The organism is Bacillus sp. (in: firmicutes), assembly GCF_031983925.1.
GTDB lineage: Bacteria > Bacillota > Bacilli > Bacillales > Bacillaceae_G > Bacillus_A > Bacillus_A pacificus.
The window spans coordinates 21,749-39,593 of record NZ_DALYZR010000002.1; the positions used below are offsets into that span (position 1 = coordinate 21,749).

The following is a 17,845-nucleotide window of genomic DNA, read 5'->3' on the forward strand; positions in this document are numbered from 1 at the left end:
TAACTACATATTTAGAAAGGAAATGATTATGACAGAACTTAAAGATCGACTACAAGTAGCGGATAAAGAAAAATGGGATTTAACGGATATTTACGATACCATTGAAGATTGGGAAAGCGATTTTCATAAAATTGAAATATTAACGAAAGAATTACACGAGTTTAATGGAAATATTCACGATGGCAATAGTTTATTAGCCTATTTAACAAAGAGTGAAGAAATTTCTAGCATAATAACTTTAATGTTCGCTTATGCACGATTACAATCTGATCTTGATACACGCGATACTGACGCTCAATCTCTTGTCGATAAAGTAACACAATTACAAGTGAAAGTAAGTGCAGCTAAATCTTTCTTTTCTCCATTCTTACTTAGCGTAGATGAAAACACATTACAATCTTACATAGAAGAAGCAGAGGGCTTACAATATTATAAAGAAGACTTATTTGAATTATATCGTTATAAAAAACACGTATTGAATAAAGACCAAGAAGAGATTTTATCACAAATGGGCGAAGCGCTCTCCTCTCCGCAACATACATATGGCATGTTAAATAATGCAGATATACTATTTGGTGAAGTGACTACTAATGATGGAGAAAAAGTTACTTTAACAAGAGGAATGTATGCAAAGTTAATAGAAGATGAGAACCGTGAAAAACGTAAAGAAGCCTATAAAGCTTATTACAAACCATACGTTCAATTAAAGAATTCTATCGCTTCTACTTTATCTGCAGCTATTAAAAATAATGTTACTGTTTCTAAGCTAAGAAACTATCCATCAGCTTTAGAAAAATCATTATTTGGCGATATGGTTCCGAAAGAAGTATATGAAAACCTAATTGATACAACGAAAAAAAACATTCATTCTTTACATACTTATAATAAACTTCGAAAAGAAAAATTAAATGTAGATGAACTACGCCAGTACGATTTAAGTGTTGATTTAGTATCTGGTGTAAAACAGGACATTCCATACGATAGAGCGTTTGACATCATGATTGAATCACTAGCCCCTTTAGGTGAAGAATATATTGAAACATTAAAGAGCTTTAAAGATAAACGTTATATCGATGTGAGAGAAACGCCAGGAAAACGTTCCGGGGCTTATAACTTTGGTGTATACGGCGTTCATCCATTCATTCTTTTAAATCATCACGATGATTTAAATAGCCTTTTCACTCTTACTCATGAATGCGGGCACGGTATGCATACGCACTATTCACACGGATACCAACCAAGAATTTCTGCACACTATACTATTTTCGTCGCAGAAGTCGCTTCTACAGTAAATGAAGTGCTATTAATTCATCATTTATTAAAAGAAGCACAAGATGCTGATGTACGTAACCATTTAGTAAATCACTTCATCGACAAATTTAAAGGCACTTTCTTTACACAAATCATGTTCGCTGAGTTTGAAAAAATCACACATGAAATGGCACAGCAAGGTAAACCATTAAATGCCCAAACCTTTAGCGAGGTTTACGAAAACTTGTTTAGAGAATATAATGGCGACTCCCTCGTATTTGACGAAGAAGTAAAATACGGATGGGCTAGAATACCGCATTTCTATCGTCCATTTTACGTGTACAAATATGCAACTGGATTCGCTTCTGCAATCCAAATTGCCGATAAGTTATTGAGCGGCGATCCAAATGCTCAAAAACATTATATTGAATTCCTTAAAGGCGGAAGTTCAGACTACCCATTAAACTTATTGAAAAAAGCTGGTGTTGATTTAACTACGCCAGAACCGATTGAAAGTGCATTAAATCGTTTTAGTGAACTTGTTGAAGAGTTTTCAGCATTATAAAAAGCATGCAGAGTATATGCTCTGCATGCTTTCTCATTTGAATCACTTTATCCTCATGCTATTTTCGTAACTAAAAAACAAATTTGTGTCACATACTCTTCTACTAAACAATCACATTCGGGTCCCTTTATATAAACTTCATATGGATGACCATCTATTGTATAACCGTTCTTTTCCACCCACTCTTCTAATGCCATATAAGCATAACCTATATAGTCATAACTACCATAATGCAAAGTAGTAACAATTTGATGTTGATGTATCTTTTTTATTTCGCATCCTTGCAATTCATTTTTATCGTCACCATCCATAATCGGAATTCGTAATTCAATATCACTGTGACCCGGCATAAACTCTTCATCATAAAAAACTGTAGAAGGAGAGCCTACTATTTGCAAACTACTTTTTTGTACTTCTTCATATAAATCATAAAAATAATCATCCATATAATCTATATCTATTTGTAACCTTTGAGCAATTACTGTTATTTCATTTCTCATCCCAATTAATATATCGTAACTTCTATGACGAGCAATATTTAAAGCCGTATTCATATTTACCATCTCATTCATTTCAGAAATAACTTGTAAATTTTGTTTCACCTCATGAGACAACTCGATAATTTGCGCCTGCATATGGTGAATAAATGACTCTTGATCTGATGACTGCAGTATTACTTTAATTTTCGGCAAAGGAAACTTGTACTCCCTCAGCTTTTTAATTTTCAGTGCTATCTCTAGCTGCCCTTGCTCATAAAATCTATATCCATTTACCGGATTTACATATGCCGGTTTCAATATTTCCTCTTTATCATAATGCCTTAGCATCCGTGTACTCATTTTACAAATCCGAGAAAATTCAGTAATTGTATACATATACATACCCCTTGAATACATTTTCTTTTGTAAACTTTATTATTAAAACCAATCTAAAAACTTTCTAATTGAAGAACTTTCATTCTGATTGTTCAATTTTTTCATCTTTGAAGGTAACAAATGACTCGGACAATACCACGTTAAACAATTCATTGCGCCTCCCATGGTCGATATTTCTCCTACATGAATTTGAATAACTTGTTTCTCTGTATGTTGTTGAATATATCGTAAAACTTCTCTATCTTTGGCAAGCCCAAACTTAGGGACGTAAAGAGCATCACATGTTTCCAACATATTTATATATAATCCTTTTGCCGACGCTATTTCTTGATCATATTGCCCTTTCTCTGTATATGAGGAAGGAACAACTATAAATTCAGCTTCTGGCATTTGCTCTTGAATAATCTCTTGAACATGATATCTAAATTCATGATCCCCTAAAAAATCACTAATAAACATCGTATGTTCATCAATAAATTTAACCATTCCGTCTGCGTGTGCCAGTACATCTCCTTCTTCAGCAGGAATAATAATAACCCGGCTTACATCTAAATCCCACTCTAATTGCTCAATAATTTCCTCTTCTGTCCAATCATCATTATCATCAAATATGCGTTCTGTTACTATAATGGTATCTTTTTTATTCCAAATCAGATTACCACCATCTAATATTAACGGGGACTTCACATATTCAAAGTCGTTCTTTTTCAACCATTTATTAAAATGTTGATCTAAATATCTCCCTTGATCACCTGGCAAATAATTTGGTCGATATTTAAATTTAACAAGATGATTCGTTACAACTGGCGCTACATCTCTTAGCCAAATATCATCATACTCAAAAAAGCTTGTATAAAAGTCTTGTTCTTCAACAGATAAAGAAATAAATTGATCTGTAGCTCCCTTTTTTTTATTTAAATTTTCATTAAAATAAATAATTTCTTCATAAAACGGTTCATAATATTCATTTGATTCATCTGGTATCGCAGTAAAAATAATTCCCTTTTGTTTTTGTTCCATTTTCTTTCCCTCGCTTTTTTATAGTAATTAAGTAGCCCACTCTTCCTCAACATTTCTTGGGTGGATATAGTACGGTGAAATATTATATATACAAAACCTTAGTTAAGCGCAAAGATCGACTATTGACAGGATTTTAAAATACAATATTAAGAATTCATATGAAAGTATGAAATTTAATAATAGAATCATAATCCCTATCATTATGAAGCTAGTTAAGATTATCTCTTTCAATACCGTTACTCCCTTTTTGCAAAAAATAAAACATGACAAAATAGGCAAAGATAATATTTCACCTATTTTGTCTATATAGCAGCACAACGAAATTCCAATCTATTACTTCAATGCAATCGGTTGTTGTTGTGTCACACAATGAATCATACCGCCATTTTTATAAAGCTCTCTCACATCAATACCGACTACTTTACGATCTGGATATAATTTCTGAATCGTATCGTTTGCGATTTTATCATTCGGATCATTATAATTAGGCACCAACACTACTGTATTTCCAATATAATAATTGATATATGATCCCTTATAATCGAGAGTTTTTCCATTTTCTAATACAACCTTTTCTTTACTAAGCGGTAAGTATTCATACTTATATTTTTTTCCTAAAGCATTTTTTGCATCTAACAATGTATCCATATCTTTATTAGATAAACCCCATTCGGCTAGGTCATCTTCTTTCATCGTTACAATGGTAGATTTATTATGGAATTTAGCAAACCCATCAATATGAAAATCAGTAATATCTAAATTAGGCACTCCGTCTAACCAAATAAAGTTTGTCACACCCAGGTCACTTATATATTTTTCAATTTCCTTTTCTGATAAATCCGGATTTCTATTTTTATTTGTTACCGCACTTCGAGTTAATAAAGCCGTCCCATTGCTGTCTAATTCAATTGCACCGCCTTCAAGGACAAATTTCCCCCAATCAATTCTTTCAATTCCTGCTTGTTTACTCACATTTTCACGTATACGAGCATCATTTTTGTACGGCGTTTTCTTTCCCCACCCATTAAATGCCGGGTCTAATATTTTCAAATTTTTATTATTGTCATAAACAAAGATTGGTCCACTATCTCGTGCCCATACATCATCAGTAGGAGCGATAAAGAAATCAATTTTATCCATATTCAGTCCTTTATCTATTAAAAGTTTATTGATTCGCTCTTTCTCCTCCTCGTCGTATGCAACAATGTGGACTTTTTCCCCCTCAGTTAAAGCACTTGCCATCTTAACCCAAATCGGTTCAACTTCCTGCTTATACTCTTCACCATATGTGTATTCATGAGGCCATTGCAGCCATGTACCTTCATGTTTATCTTTTTCATCTGGCATCGTATATTTTCCGACGGTTTTCTGTATCTCTACTTTTTCTCCTTCTTTCCCCTTAGCATTTTCATTGTTCCCCTCAAAAGAGCATCCACTAACAATCGCTGTAGAGAGTGTAGCTATTAAACAAAACTTTATTGCTTTTTTCATTTTTCTAACCTCCTGTTTGTTACTTCAATAATGTAAAGCTTCACATAGTGTGAAGCTCAAGCTTTTTTACCGATGTAAAATTTACCAATTATTTTTCCGCATAAATTCATTACGTATAGATGAACTTCACACATCAACTTTCCTATATTTAACATCCATATCATTTAACTTTCTATACAAAGTTATTCTAATATTCCCCTTTCATCATTACTTCTTCAGCAAACTTAACATCTCCAAACAAAAAAATCGGTATTGATAATTACATATCAATACCGATTTTCAAATTATTATTTTCCTTCTATTAAATCATTCGCCATTTTCCTAAACTCTTGATTAAATGCATCATTCATACCATTTTGAACGTTAGAGAATAATATGACAAACGTTTTTTTATCCCAGTTAAAATTATTAAAAGTATTCCACCCCGCTAATACGCCGTGGTTATGATAATAATCTGGATACGTATAGAAACTAAATCCATATCTTCTTGCAGGTGATGCCGTAAACATATCTAATACACTTTGTTTAGATAACAGCTTTCCATCCATTATTGCCTCATCTAATCTTTTCATATCTTCAACAGTTGTATACATTTCACCACACCCATACAACCAGTTCATTTTTAAGCGGGGTGCAGCTATTAATTCATTATCTTTTCTCGTATAACCTTCTGCTAAAAAAATATCTTCTGGGAGAGTCGCACCCATTCCAGATTCATGCATGCCAGCAGAAGTAAAAATATTTTCTTTGACGTATTCAGCGAGCGGTTTATTTGTAATTTTTTCTACAATATATGCAAGCACCATGTAATTATAGTCTGTATATTTCCAGCCTGTCCCTGCAGGAAATTGCAATTTTTGCGCTCCAATCCACGTTACTAACTTTAAACGTGACCCTGCATCCACCCTACCTTGTCCTTGATCTGGCAAGCCAGATGTGTGTGTTAATAGATTTCGTAACGTAATGTTTTTATCTGCTGGAAACGATGGAATATACTTATTTACATTGTCTTCAATGTTTAATTTCCCTTTTTCTTTTAGCTGCATAATAGATATTGCAACGACCGTTTTCGTAATAGAACCAATACGATATTTCGTTCTTGGCGTTGTTACTACTTTATCTTTCACATTCGCATATCCATAACCTTTTCGTAAAATCACATGATCTTTACTAGCTACAAGAACGCTCCCATTAAATCCTTTATCTTTTAAATATTGATCTAGTTTTCCAGCTACAGCTTCATAGCGTTTTTTCTCAGTTGCATCAACTTCTTGCATATCGTCCTTTTGCTTACTATTTACATTAGAAAATGCCTTTATATCATATTTCTTACCTTTATTTGCATGTATTAGTGCAACGACACTCCCACAAAAAATAGCAAAAACAAAGAAAACGATTAACCATTTCTTTAGCATAATAGGAACCCTCTTTTATATAGTTTCACTTAACGTACATCCATTCTGTTCTATATCTTTTTATTTTCAAATATTTTATAATACTACCTATTATTCACCTAAATGAACTAGATTCCTTTTTCTCATATTCAGTTTTTAGCTACTCTCTATTGTATTTCTTTCTTGCAAAATTTCCACCTTACAATCGGATGCACCCTACTATAATTTCAACATCTTATGTAACATTTGTTACACACGATAAGAAACGGAGTTGTTACGATGAAAAATACTGACAAACGCAATCGCTTAAATGATAGGATATTTCATTACAGGGTAACAAAAAATAACATAGTTTTAATTGAATATTACATAAAACAGATTATAATGTTAAAAGGAAATGACGCTAACAAATTTTTATACAAAATAAATCATGCACATAATGATACAGAAAAACAACTCATTATGGCTAAAGTAACAGGCAATTTCGAAAGAGAAAATGAACGTAACTGAAAATGAATCTCATTTATATTTTAATTATACAACATATAAAAAAGAAATGTCGCTCATTCGGCATTTCTTTAGACTTTCTTCATAAAAAATTTACATTGCTAACTTTCTTTTATTTTTTGTTTTTTCTATATAAACTGACTGCTGAGATACATAGTAATACTACTATACACAACCACGCATACGTATACCCTTTCTTATCTACAATATAACCAAATAAAATAGGTGCAACAATAATAGCAATTTGATTGAATGTAAGTGCCAAACTAACTGTTATCCCAACAGAATCTTCCCTAGCCAACTCAGCAACTTCGGCTATAAAAAGACTAAACCATCCAATTGAAAAGAAACCTAGCAATGCACTTACACCATACAATACTCCACTCGTTACTGTATGTATGCTCATTACTAACAATAGAATTAAGCCGATAGAAGCACAGACAGCTATAAATAATGGCGTGCGCCGATTTCCATTATAAAACAAATCACTAATAGACGCTAATATAACACGGCCAATCATTCCAGAAAAGAACATAACTGAAAATACTGTTCCGGCTACAATAGATGTGATAGATTGTTCCTTTACTAAAAATTTCATAAAGTGTCCAACTAACACCATTTGCAATGAAATCATACAAATACCCGTTATATATATTGGATACAACTCTTTTTTACATATCACTACTTTTAGCTGCGTCCAAAAAGAAATTTTAATATGTTCTTTCCTTGCTTCCTCCTGTACATATGACTCTTTATAAAACACAAAAAATAATAATCCTCCAATTATACAAATGCATGCAATACTATTGATCGCGTAAGTCACATTATATTGTATTGTTAGAAACGGGATTAGCACTCCCGCTAACGCGCCACCAATCGGTATACCAGCTTGCCTTATCCCCATCGCTAACCCACGATTTTCTTTTGGGAACCATTTTAAAATCACTTTACTTCCTCCTGGCTGGGAAACACTATAAAACATGCCCATTAATAAAAGTACAAATAATAACCCATTAAATCCATTTACTATATTAGTCAGTAAAAGTGAACTCCCTAGCAAAAATGAACTGATAGAAATTAATATTTTTTCATTATATTGATCAAGTAGCCGACCGACAAAAAGCATACAAAATAACGGCCCAACATTTACAACACTTACTAACAATCCACTCTCCGTATTCGTAAGTGCATATTCTTCTTTCCAAAATAAAGCGAAAACCCCGACACCATACGTTATAAGTGTCGCTGTTGTTTGAGCAATCGTCGCAACAATTAACATAACCCATTTATAAGTACGATTCACCCTTTCTTCAATCAACATAATAATCCCTCCCCCCTTCCATTGTATGAAAGTTCTGATATCATATAAAATAAAGATTCATCATATAATCCATCAAAAAAATTGATACCTTTTCGGAGGGATGATACGTGGACATAAAAGATTTAACTGTATTTTACGAGGTCGCGAAGGAAAATAATATTTCTCACGCAGCGAAAAATTTGAACTACGTACAATCAGGCGTAACAATGCGTATGAAACAACTAGAAAATGAATTAGGCGTGCCTTTATTTTACCGTAACGGAAAAGGTGTAACTTTAACTTCTAACGGTGAGATTTTATTAACGTACGCCAAACAAATTATCCACTTAATGGATCAATCTATAAAAGCGGTTCAAAGTAATGGAACTGATCCTAAAGGCACTTTGACAATCGGATGTACAGAATCTACAACTGCGGTAAGGCTCCCCTCTATATTAACGGCCTACTATGAGAAATACCCAAAAGTCGATTTAATTTTAGAAACAAATACGACTGAACAACTAATTAAGCTTGTATTCGAGCGAAAACTAGACGGAGCGTTTATAGCTGGCTCTACTCAGCATGCTGAACTCCATACAACTGTATTTCATGAAGAAGAATTGGTTCTTATTAGTAAAAAACCTTTGTCCTCTCTTACAGACATAGAAGATATGAATTTACTTGCTTTTAGTCACGGGTGCTATTATAGAAGTTTATTAGAAGACTGGCTTCAAGAAGAAGACATCTCACCTAAACGAGTTTTAGAATTCGGGACAATCGAAGCTATACTTGCATGTGTAAAATCAAGTATGGGCGTAGCGATTATGATGAAATCAATTTTAAAGGGGCATGAACATGACGTATCATTCAATCCTTTACCCAATAGCTTCAAAAAAGTTCCTACTACTTTCATTACTAGAAACGATATATTTCGCTCAGCTGCATTACAAAAATTTATGGAGATGACTCACAATGCATGAAAAGAAAATACGTGGTATGAAACGAAAAACAAACACTATGATTAAGCGCATTGAGGAACATACAAAAACGTTCCCTTCTACTTTCTATAACGATGAATATTGGTATATGCCTTTACCAGTTTCTCAAGCTTTTATCGAGTCTCATAAAACACCTAGAAAAGTAAAACGATTATGTATACAAACCTTAATAGATCGAGTAAATCATTTAATAAAAATAAAACCAAGTGATACACATACATATCGAGTTGTTACTATAATTTCTATAGAAAATTTATGGAGATCGCAAATTATCGTATTTAAAAACGATGACTACTTTCAAATTTTTTTCAATAGAAATAATGAATTTCAAACATGGATCCCTCTTTCAATTGAAATTAATTTTTGGGAAACTTGGGGAATTTCAATTTGCCCTACTGCCCAAATGTTGCACTTTCTAGAAGTCATTTATGATGAAGATGCAATCGATAAAAAAGAGATTTGGTTTATTGGAGAGTTATCTTAAAAGGGGTACTTTCAAATGAAAAGCTTCCCTTTTTCCACTTAATAAAATCGCTATATAATGAATTTATCGTTTTACTTTATAGGAGGTTTTCAAATGGTAATACCTAAATATCCTGATGTCCCTACTCTTACGAAAAAACAAATCGATCAAATTACAGAAATCGTTTTTCTAAAAGAAATAACAACACAAAAATGTGATGCTATTTTCGTTTTCGGCGGTTCTCATCCCGGCAATTGGCAAGCTCCTCTAGAAGCTTACCGACAAGGTTTAGGAAATCAAATTATCGTTACAGGTGGTACTAGTTTGCATGGCATGAAACATCCGAGCTGGAATTACGGGGATTTGTCAGATGCAGAAGTAATTGTAACTAAATTAATTGAACATGGCGTACCAAAAGATGCTATCATGTTCGAGAAAAACTCCCTCCATTCTATCGCTAATGTAATAGAAGCGAAAAAGATTTTTGATTTTACAAAGATTAATCGCCTACTATTTGTTTGCAAAAGCTTAGGCGCTGGTCGGCAATACAGAGTATTAAAAAAACATTTACCTAAAACTATTACTTGTATCCCATATACATTTGATACAAGTTTCGATGGTGAGTTTATAATTAATAGATATAATTGGATGGAAAATGAGAAAAGCCGCTCTATGATTTTTGGAGAATACTTGAGAAATATTTGCTACGGTAGAAAAGGCGGCATTGAGCCACCTGAAAATGAGGTTGAAGGTTTAGAAGAATATGTATCCTACTACTATAATCTAGCATAATAGAAAAAGGTATACCAAAACCTCGGTATACCTTTTCTCCTATTTATTTTTCTTTTAACACACTATGTAATCGATCAGGATAATTTGTAAACATTCCTGTAGCACCCCATTTCATTAACAATCTCATATCTGGTTTCTCATTAATTGTATAAGGGTGAATTAACAGACCATTATTTCTAGCCATTTTCATATATGACTCATCAATAATTAGTTCTCCGTTATCATTGCGTAAGTTCGGTCCAATACCAACTGCATACTTTTTAATTTCTTGAAAATCTTCATTTGTTACACGTTTCGGTTCATGTGTAATGCCAGACCATTCAACAATCTCATTGTTTTCATTTGGATAATACCAAAGCAGTTGAACTAACGGAATATTTTTATTCATACTATGAATCTTTGTTAAACTATCTTTACTAAATGACTGAATCATAACACGGCTAGAAGACATGTTTTGACCTACTAAATTATATTTTTTTAATAAAGCTAATAATTTCTCTTCCATTCCTGGATACACATCTGGTGATTTTGTTTCAATGTAATACTTCATGCTTCTTCCGTACTTTTGGAAAATTTCTTCAAGAGTCGGAACCTTTTGACCAACGTACTCTTGCTTAGCCTTTTCTGGATAAGCTTTATTGAACCAAGATCCTGCATCTAAGCTTTTTATTTCACTTAATGTTTTATCTCGTACTTCACCTGTTCCATTTGTAGTGCGATCAACTGCTGTATCATGCATTGCAATCAACTGGCCGTCCTTAGTTAACTGAATATCTAATTCCAAATAATCCGCTTTCATTTTTTTCACAAGATCATAAGAAGCAAAAGTATGCTCAGGTGCATGTCCACTTGCTCCGCGATGTGCAATATTTAAAAACTTATTCGTATCCCATTCATGCTTCCCTTCTGCTTTCGCATGAACAGCTCCCCCAGCAAAGATACTTCCCGTCATAAAGAAGATAACTAACACGCTAATAATTTTTCTCATCCTTCTAATCCTTCCTACGCTGCAAATTTCAACAAGTTAATGAGATTTACACGAAATAGAAGATATACTTTCATCATTTTTATAAGTTTATATTAAAATTCCAATCTTACAAATATAATTCCCCTATGTTATTACTATACTATTTATTTTCCATATCCCCCCTATTCACATGTAACTTCCTATTGATTACAGTTCATCAATAAAAAAAGCCATAAATTATTTAAAGGACACTTCTGTATCCCTAAATAAATTTATGGCTTATCTCAAATATCTCCGGCCTCGATTAACTTGTCGAAATTAATCATACCAAACCTATTAATATTTGTGAATATTATTTAAATAGATATTTTCTATACTAAAGCAAACGGCGGCATTAACTGCGGACCCTTTCCCATACGTGCCAACACCCAATCATCGTAATACCACATTTCCGTTTGACGACGACTCATCATATAATCCCAGCGTACTTCACGCTCAAATTCGATGATTTGTCCGTCGCCTCCAATTGTCACCCAGTTAAAACTCCCATTATCATGCATCATTTTCACCCATAAAACAGGAAAAGTAACAATTTCTCCTTCACCTTTATACTGTCTCGTTTGTTTTTCTATACGAATTAAAGTTAAACCACTTGCATATTGTTGATCAACCTTTTCCATTACATCCATTGCTATTTGTTCAGCATCATCTTTACGAGGCAGTTTATTTGAGTATACCGGCATCATATTCGTATAACTTAATAAACACTTATCATTTTGAGTAGTAATGGTTGTAATATGAGCACCGCCATAATGTAACAACTCTTCCGCCTGATAGCGCTTGATGAAAACTTGTACACCGTCACGTAATTCTTCATGCTCCCGTACTAACTTTACATACTTCGGAAGTGGTAATAACATTGACACTTCTTTACTACAATTTTGAAAAGTATTATATTGATTCGCCATTTAACATCTCTCCCTTATATATAATTCCTCTGGAACATGTGTAAGAAATTCCGTTAGCTCCCCGGCATAATATACATATAATTCATGCATCGCCCTCGTACATGCTGTGTAAAATAAATTGCGTTCAGACTCCCTATAATAACTTTCATGAGAAGCATCAAATATAATAACAGCGTCAAATTCTATCCCTTTCGCCAAATAAGCAGGAATAACAACAACGCCTTTCTCATAAGTTGTATTCTCTTTTTTCATAAGATGGACGTGTAATGTATTCCCTATTAACTCCATCACTTTCATACATTCTTCATTTGTTTTACAAATAACTGCAATCGTTTTATGTCCTTTTTCTTCTAACTCTTTCACCTTAAAAATCATATTTTCTACATGCTCTCGTTCATCACTTACTTTTATATAAACGGGCTTCTTACCATCCCTGTTAAAAGCTTCAATATCATTTCCATTTGGAATCATACACTTTGTAAATTCAATGATTGGTTTTGTCGATCGATAACTCCGGTTAAGCTGGACTGTTTCTACTTTACGATTTGCAAATAATGCGGAGATAAAATTGTTCTCTCTATTGTAATCATGAGAGAAAATATTTTGATTGAGATCACCAAGTAATGTCCATTTCGCCTTCGGAAATAGTCGTTTTAGAAATGCTAATTGAAAGGATGTATAATCCTGCACTTCATCGATGAATACAAATTTCACAAGATGATTCGTTTTAAAACCTTCAAGTAATTCTTTTAAAAATAAATACGGCGTAACATCTTCATTTGCTAGCTGTTTATCCTTCAAACGCTTCACTGTCTGCTTACATATATCTTCCCAGCAATCTGGTACGAAAATATCTTTCTGCTTACTTTCAAATAACTGCTCAAAAATTGCAGGATGATTTACAAAAGCAAATTTTTTCACCTTTCTACGTAGCGAACGAAAATGTTTCTTCACTACATATTTCGTTAATAACTCATGTTCTTTCTCATAATAATCAAATTGATTATCTTTCTCTATTTTTTCATATATGCGATTGTAATCTTCTTTATTTAAATACTGAACTTCTCGTTCCACCCAATCTTTTTTCGCTTCTATCTTTTCAAAATCATTTAACTTCCGAAGAACCCATTCCATTGTAAGTTGCATTCGATTCGGTATAGCAATAGACATGTCTAGACTATAAAAATAATCACATATGGATTTTGCTTTTATAAGTACTTCACTTTTACATGTAACATCATGAAAGTGTAAACCTTTTTCCCCTAGACTTTTCGCGTATTTCTCAAGTAGTCCCATAAATTCAACCGAGGATTTATATTGAATTCCCTTCACTCTAGTTTCATACGTACTTTCATGCTTCTTCGTTAATACGTATTCTAACTGCGCAAATGAATCTTCTACAGTAAAGCTTTTTCCAATCACATGTTCCACATACGCTTGAAACGTCGTTTGTTGCATATTCTCTTCCCCAAGCTCTGGCAAAACGTTTGCAATATAACTATTGAACAACTCATTCGGAGAAAACAGTAACATTTGATCCGCATAAACCGTGCCGCGGTAATGATACAATAAATAAGCAACGCGCTGCAGTGCCGCTGAAGTTTTCCCGCTCCCAGCAGTTCCTTGCACAATTAACACATCACTTTTATCGTTTCGAATAATTTGATTTTGTTCTCTTTGTATTGTCGTTACAATGCTTTTCATTTGTTCACTTGCATTTCGTCCCAGTGCTTCTTGTAATAATTCATCACCTATCGTCACACCTGTATCAAACATACTTTGAATCGTTCCGTTTCGAATCATGTATTGACGTTTTAAAAGCAAATCACCTGAAATCGTACCTATTGGCGCTTTATACTGTGCCCTGCCTAAAGTGTAATCATAATAAAGACTCGAAATAGGTGCTCGCCAATCATATACTAAAAACTCATCATTTTCTTTATCATAAAAAGAGCCGATACCGATATACATTTCATCGGCATCCGCTTCATCATCTTCTTTAAAATCAATCCGGCCAAAATACGGCGTTTCTTTTATTTTCATTAAAAGGTTATATTCATTTTTCGTATGACGATGTGTATGTTCTCTTTCAGCGAGAAGCTCTGCCTCTTGCCTAATACTCGCCGCCGTTTCAACCGCTTCTTTAATATTATCTATATTTACTTTTACATCTTCCCAAAAGTTTTTTCTAATACTAACAATTTCAGACTTCACCGATCCAACTCGGCCATCAAGCTCTTTCAGTTCTTCATCTACTTTTTCAATGACTATATTTACACGTTTTTTCTCTTCTTTATAATGACTCATATAATCTCCCCTTCTCATACTGTTTGAAAGCCTTATATGATACGTAACTTTTTACTTTCGAAAAATGCCACAGGTAACAATCTCCCATGACTTTTGGAACTCTTCGTTTATCCTCTCTTCTTTCCATCTCTCAGAAAAGGCAGGATGATAAAACACTGAAAGTAACCAAAATAGCGTATGCGCTAAAAACAAACTATCTTGTTTTTCAATCTCATTGCGCTCTATCCCGCGATTTATCACATTCTCCAGTTGTCCAACTAATCTTTCTTCATGCTTTTGAATTACCTTATTCTTTTGCTGCACTAATGAACTATTCAATGTAAATAACTCTTCGTTTTCCAGCAACTCTTTCTTTTTAAGCTGAAATAAACGAAAGAACCACTCTTGTAAAATGCTTTCCGTCTCTCCATCTTTTCCTGCAATTTTCTCAAGCTGATCCGAGTATTTGAACAGCCACCTTTCTAAAATAGCATCGCGCAGCGTTGCCTTACTCCGAAAATAAGAATATAAAGCTGCATGACTAACATCAAGTGACTTCGCAATACTAACAAGTGTCGTTCTGCTCCATCCATATTTCATTAACTCTTTTTCCGCTGCATCTAAAACAACATTTTTCGTTAACGCCTTATCTGTCATTTTTCTCACCGTCCATTTTATTTACATAACAATATCATTCCAATAACAACTTACATTTTTTATTTTTTGTAAGTTAAGTGCAAAAAAATACTATTTCAATTAGGTTATAAGATTAACACATCCTCTTTCAACTTACAATATTTTTATTTTGTAAGTTGAAAGCATAATAGAAGAATTGCCTTATATAAGACAATTCTTCCTCGTTACTTAAAAATTACATAATAAATGATTCATTACTTCATTAAGTACTGCATCTGGATTTGCTACCTCTTTTTCCAAACGCCATCCTATAAAACCATCTGGTCTAATTAATACAGCTCCGCCATTCTCTATCCCATATAATTTACTAAAAATATCTTCTTGAGCAATAAAGTCTCCACTTCCCCCTACTCGATACAGTTTAATATTTATTCCTAATTTAGATGAAACATCAAATACAGCTTCAGCCCAAGAGCTATTGTCTACTCCAGTAAGTAATACAAAATTGTTACCAAATAAGTCTAATATAGAAGCTTCTTTCCCTTTATACATCCCCCAAAAGTGCGGCGCTCGCGTTCCAGGTCTCCCGTTCAACTCTACGCTATCCATTCTATGTGGAGTGACTGAGTCATCTATAATCGCCTCTGAACAATACTGATATCCAACTGTAACAGCTAAACCATCCATATTATTCAAACTGCCTTCCTCTCTATTCGCAGCACGAAACAGTAAACTACTCGCATAATCTGTCGTTAATTTTGCAACAGGATATCTCTCTTCATGATATGTTTCTAACAATTTTGGTTTTGCCTTGCCTTTTATAACAGCCGCTAATTTCCAAGCTAAATTGTGCGCATCTTGTATTCCTGTATTGGAACCAAACCCTCCAGTTGGCGGCATAATATGTGCAGAATCGCCAACTAAAAAAACGCGATTATCTTGAAATTTTGTAGCAGTACTTTCAGTCGCTTCCCACGGTAAAACACTTACTATTTCTGACTCAACATTTGTACTTCCAATTGCGGTTTGAATAATTTGTTTACAACGTTCTATAGTGAAATCCTCTGGTCTCTCTCCTTTTAATGGATCATAGGATACATGGTAAATCCATCTTTTTTCGTTATCGACTGGAATGAGCGCACCAAGAACTTCCGGATGAAGTACCATAGTAAAACCAAATGCATCTCCTTGTATAAACTCACTTAAATCCGCTTCAAAATAAATATTCATATAATAACCGCCAATGGTTCCACGACCCTCAGTTGTAATCCCTAATTCCTTACGTATTTTACTTTTTGCTCCATCTGCTGCAATTACATAATCACAATGAATAATACTTTCTTCTTCCGTTTCGCGATTCCGAATCGTTGCGATTACCCCTTGCTCATTTTGTTCATAAGAAACTAATTCATGATAAAAAGATAATTCTCCGCCTAATGTTCTCGCTTCTTGTAACATCATCTTTTCCAAAGTAATTTGATAACAAGCAGTTTGTTTTGATGGACTAATCTCTTCTATTTTCTGAAGTAACTTTTCATCATTTTCATACTGATTCGCCCTCATTTGTGCCAATTCTTCCTGATTCGCCTCAGCTATTGTATGAACCGCTATTCTTCCTCGGCAATTTTCTAACGCTTTACCCGCTGATCTAATTCTTTGTTCTAAACCTAATTCTCGAAATAACTCCATCGTACGAAAAGTAATTCCACCCGCTTTTGGATGAATTGCAGTAGACGGATGCCTTTCAATAAGTAAGTACTTAATGTTATGTTTTGCAAGGAATAACGCAGATGCTAATCCTGATAATCCCCCTCCAACAATTAAAACTGGTACATCATTCGATTTCATATATTTATCCTCCACATCATTGTTCTGAGCTCAGTGACATAAATATAATCAAAAAAACAACAAAAATATAGACTTATATTTCATTTTAAAGTATCATATAGATAGATTACGCCCCAAATTACTTTTACTCTTTCATATATCTATAATCCGCTTGTATTATGTATGTATGAAAGAGTAAAACGAAACAACTCACTTTAAAATAATAAAAACATGATAAGCGGTCGTAACCCTAAAAATTATACAGGGTTACGACCGCTTAATTTTTTGTTCAATGGCTTAACTATCCTCATCTAGAAACAACGTATTATTAAATCATTTTCTATTTTAAAACTTTATCCATTCCAATATGTAATTCTTTTCTACCCCCTTTATCATTTTCAACATAAAAAATTCATTCGTCTCGATTTTCTTTCCCAATATTGCAGTTCATACAACAATCATGTAGCATTACGGTATCGAAATAATGGTCCATCATTTTAAACCT

General features: G+C 33.5%; 15 protein-coding genes. 5 read left to right on the forward strand and 10 right to left on the reverse strand.

Annotated elements, in window-relative coordinates; translation table 11 throughout:
* The first annotated feature begins 28 nt into the window (after positions 1-28).
* Positions 29-1,816 (forward strand): oligoendopeptidase F, encoded by a 1,788-nt coding sequence (pepF, locus tag RTP99_RS06335; RefSeq protein ID WP_000137553.1) that lies wholly within the window; start codon positions 29-31, stop codon positions 1,814-1,816.
* Between the two features lie 53 nt (positions 1,817-1,869).
* Here pepF and RTP99_RS06340 read toward each other — a convergent pair whose 3' ends face one another.
* From RTP99_RS06340 to RTP99_RS06355, 4 genes are all read right to left on the reverse strand, one after another.
* A complete protein-coding gene (locus RTP99_RS06340) occupies positions 1,870-2,691 on the reverse strand; it encodes a MerR family transcriptional regulator (protein ID WP_000288088.1) in 822 nt (273 codons plus the stop codon).
* 42 nt (positions 2,692-2,733) lie between these two features.
* Positions 2,734-3,711 (reverse strand): agmatine deiminase family protein, encoded by a 978-nt coding sequence (locus RTP99_RS06345; RefSeq protein WP_000435968.1) that lies wholly within the window; start codon positions 3,709-3,711, stop codon positions 2,734-2,736.
* Between the two features lie 333 nt (positions 3,712-4,044).
* A complete protein-coding gene (locus tag RTP99_RS06350; RefSeq protein ID WP_000709175.1) occupies positions 4,045-5,202 on the reverse strand; it encodes an agmatine deiminase family protein in 1,158 nt (385 codons plus the stop codon).
* A gap of 287 nt (positions 5,203-5,489) precedes the next feature.
* Entirely contained in the window at positions 5,490-6,617 is a 1,128-nt protein-coding gene (locus tag RTP99_RS06355; RefSeq protein WP_000915221.1) for a serine hydrolase domain-containing protein, read from the reverse strand.
* A 258-nt stretch (positions 6,618-6,875) separates the two neighbouring features.
* Here RTP99_RS06355 and RTP99_RS06360 point away from each other — a divergent pair, with 258 nt between their 5' ends.
* Positions 6,876-7,106 carry a hypothetical protein gene (locus tag RTP99_RS06360; protein ID WP_000798804.1) on the forward strand — a complete coding sequence of 77 codons (231 nt, stop codon included), beginning with the start codon at positions 6,876-6,878 and terminating at the stop codon, positions 7,104-7,106.
* Positions 7,107-7,215: 109 nt separating this feature from the next.
* On the opposite strand, the gene RTP99_RS06365 is transcribed toward RTP99_RS06360, so the two are convergent.
* Positions 7,216-8,424: an MFS transporter gene (locus tag RTP99_RS06365; protein ID WP_000904348.1), complete on the reverse strand. Its 1,209-nt coding sequence runs from the start codon at positions 8,422-8,424 to the stop codon at positions 7,216-7,218.
* A 107-nt stretch (positions 8,425-8,531) separates the two neighbouring features.
* Here RTP99_RS06365 and RTP99_RS06370 point away from each other — a divergent pair, with 107 nt between their 5' ends.
* The 3 genes from RTP99_RS06370 to RTP99_RS06380 all read left to right on the forward strand — a co-directional run bounded on the left by RTP99_RS06370 (position 8,532) and on the right by RTP99_RS06380 (position 10,656).
* Entirely contained in the window at positions 8,532-9,383 is an 852-nt protein-coding gene (locus RTP99_RS06370) for a LysR family transcriptional regulator (RefSeq protein ID WP_000351705.1), read from the forward strand.
* A complete protein-coding gene (locus tag RTP99_RS06375) occupies positions 9,376-9,885 on the forward strand; it encodes a DUF3916 domain-containing protein (RefSeq protein WP_000544604.1) in 510 nt (169 codons plus the stop codon). Before RTP99_RS06370 ends, RTP99_RS06375 begins: the two co-directional genes overlap by 8 nt.
* 93 nt (positions 9,886-9,978) lie before the next feature.
* Positions 9,979-10,656, forward strand: coding sequence for a YdcF family protein (locus tag RTP99_RS06380; protein WP_000236555.1), 678 nt, complete (start codon positions 9,979-9,981; stop codon positions 10,654-10,656).
* A gap of 43 nt (positions 10,657-10,699) precedes the next feature.
* Here the strand turns inward: RTP99_RS06380 and RTP99_RS06385 are convergent, their stop codons facing one another.
* The 5 genes from RTP99_RS06385 to RTP99_RS06405 form a co-directional block, all read right to left on the reverse strand.
* Positions 10,700-11,644 (reverse strand): glycerophosphodiester phosphodiesterase, encoded by a 945-nt coding sequence (locus RTP99_RS06385; protein WP_001226318.1) that lies wholly within the window; start codon positions 11,642-11,644, stop codon positions 10,700-10,702.
* 350 nt (positions 11,645-11,994) lie between these two features.
* Positions 11,995-12,591, reverse strand: a complete 597-nt coding sequence (locus RTP99_RS06390) for a hypothetical protein (protein WP_000013356.1) — start codon at positions 12,589-12,591, stop codon at positions 11,995-11,997.
* Entirely contained in the window at positions 12,592-14,898 is a 2,307-nt protein-coding gene (gene helD, locus RTP99_RS06395; protein WP_000020212.1) for an RNA polymerase recycling motor HelD, read from the reverse strand.
* Positions 14,899-14,949: 51 nt separating this feature from the next.
* Complete coding sequence (locus RTP99_RS06400) at positions 14,950-15,534, reverse strand: TetR/AcrR family transcriptional regulator (protein WP_000129988.1); 585 nt, start codon at positions 15,532-15,534, stop codon at positions 14,950-14,952.
* Between the two features lie 207 nt (positions 15,535-15,741).
* Positions 15,742-17,361: an FAD-dependent oxidoreductase gene (locus tag RTP99_RS06405; RefSeq protein WP_000839986.1), complete on the reverse strand. Its 1,620-nt coding sequence runs from the start codon at positions 17,359-17,361 to the stop codon at positions 15,742-15,744.
* Between the last annotated feature and the right edge of the window lie 484 nt (positions 17,362-17,845).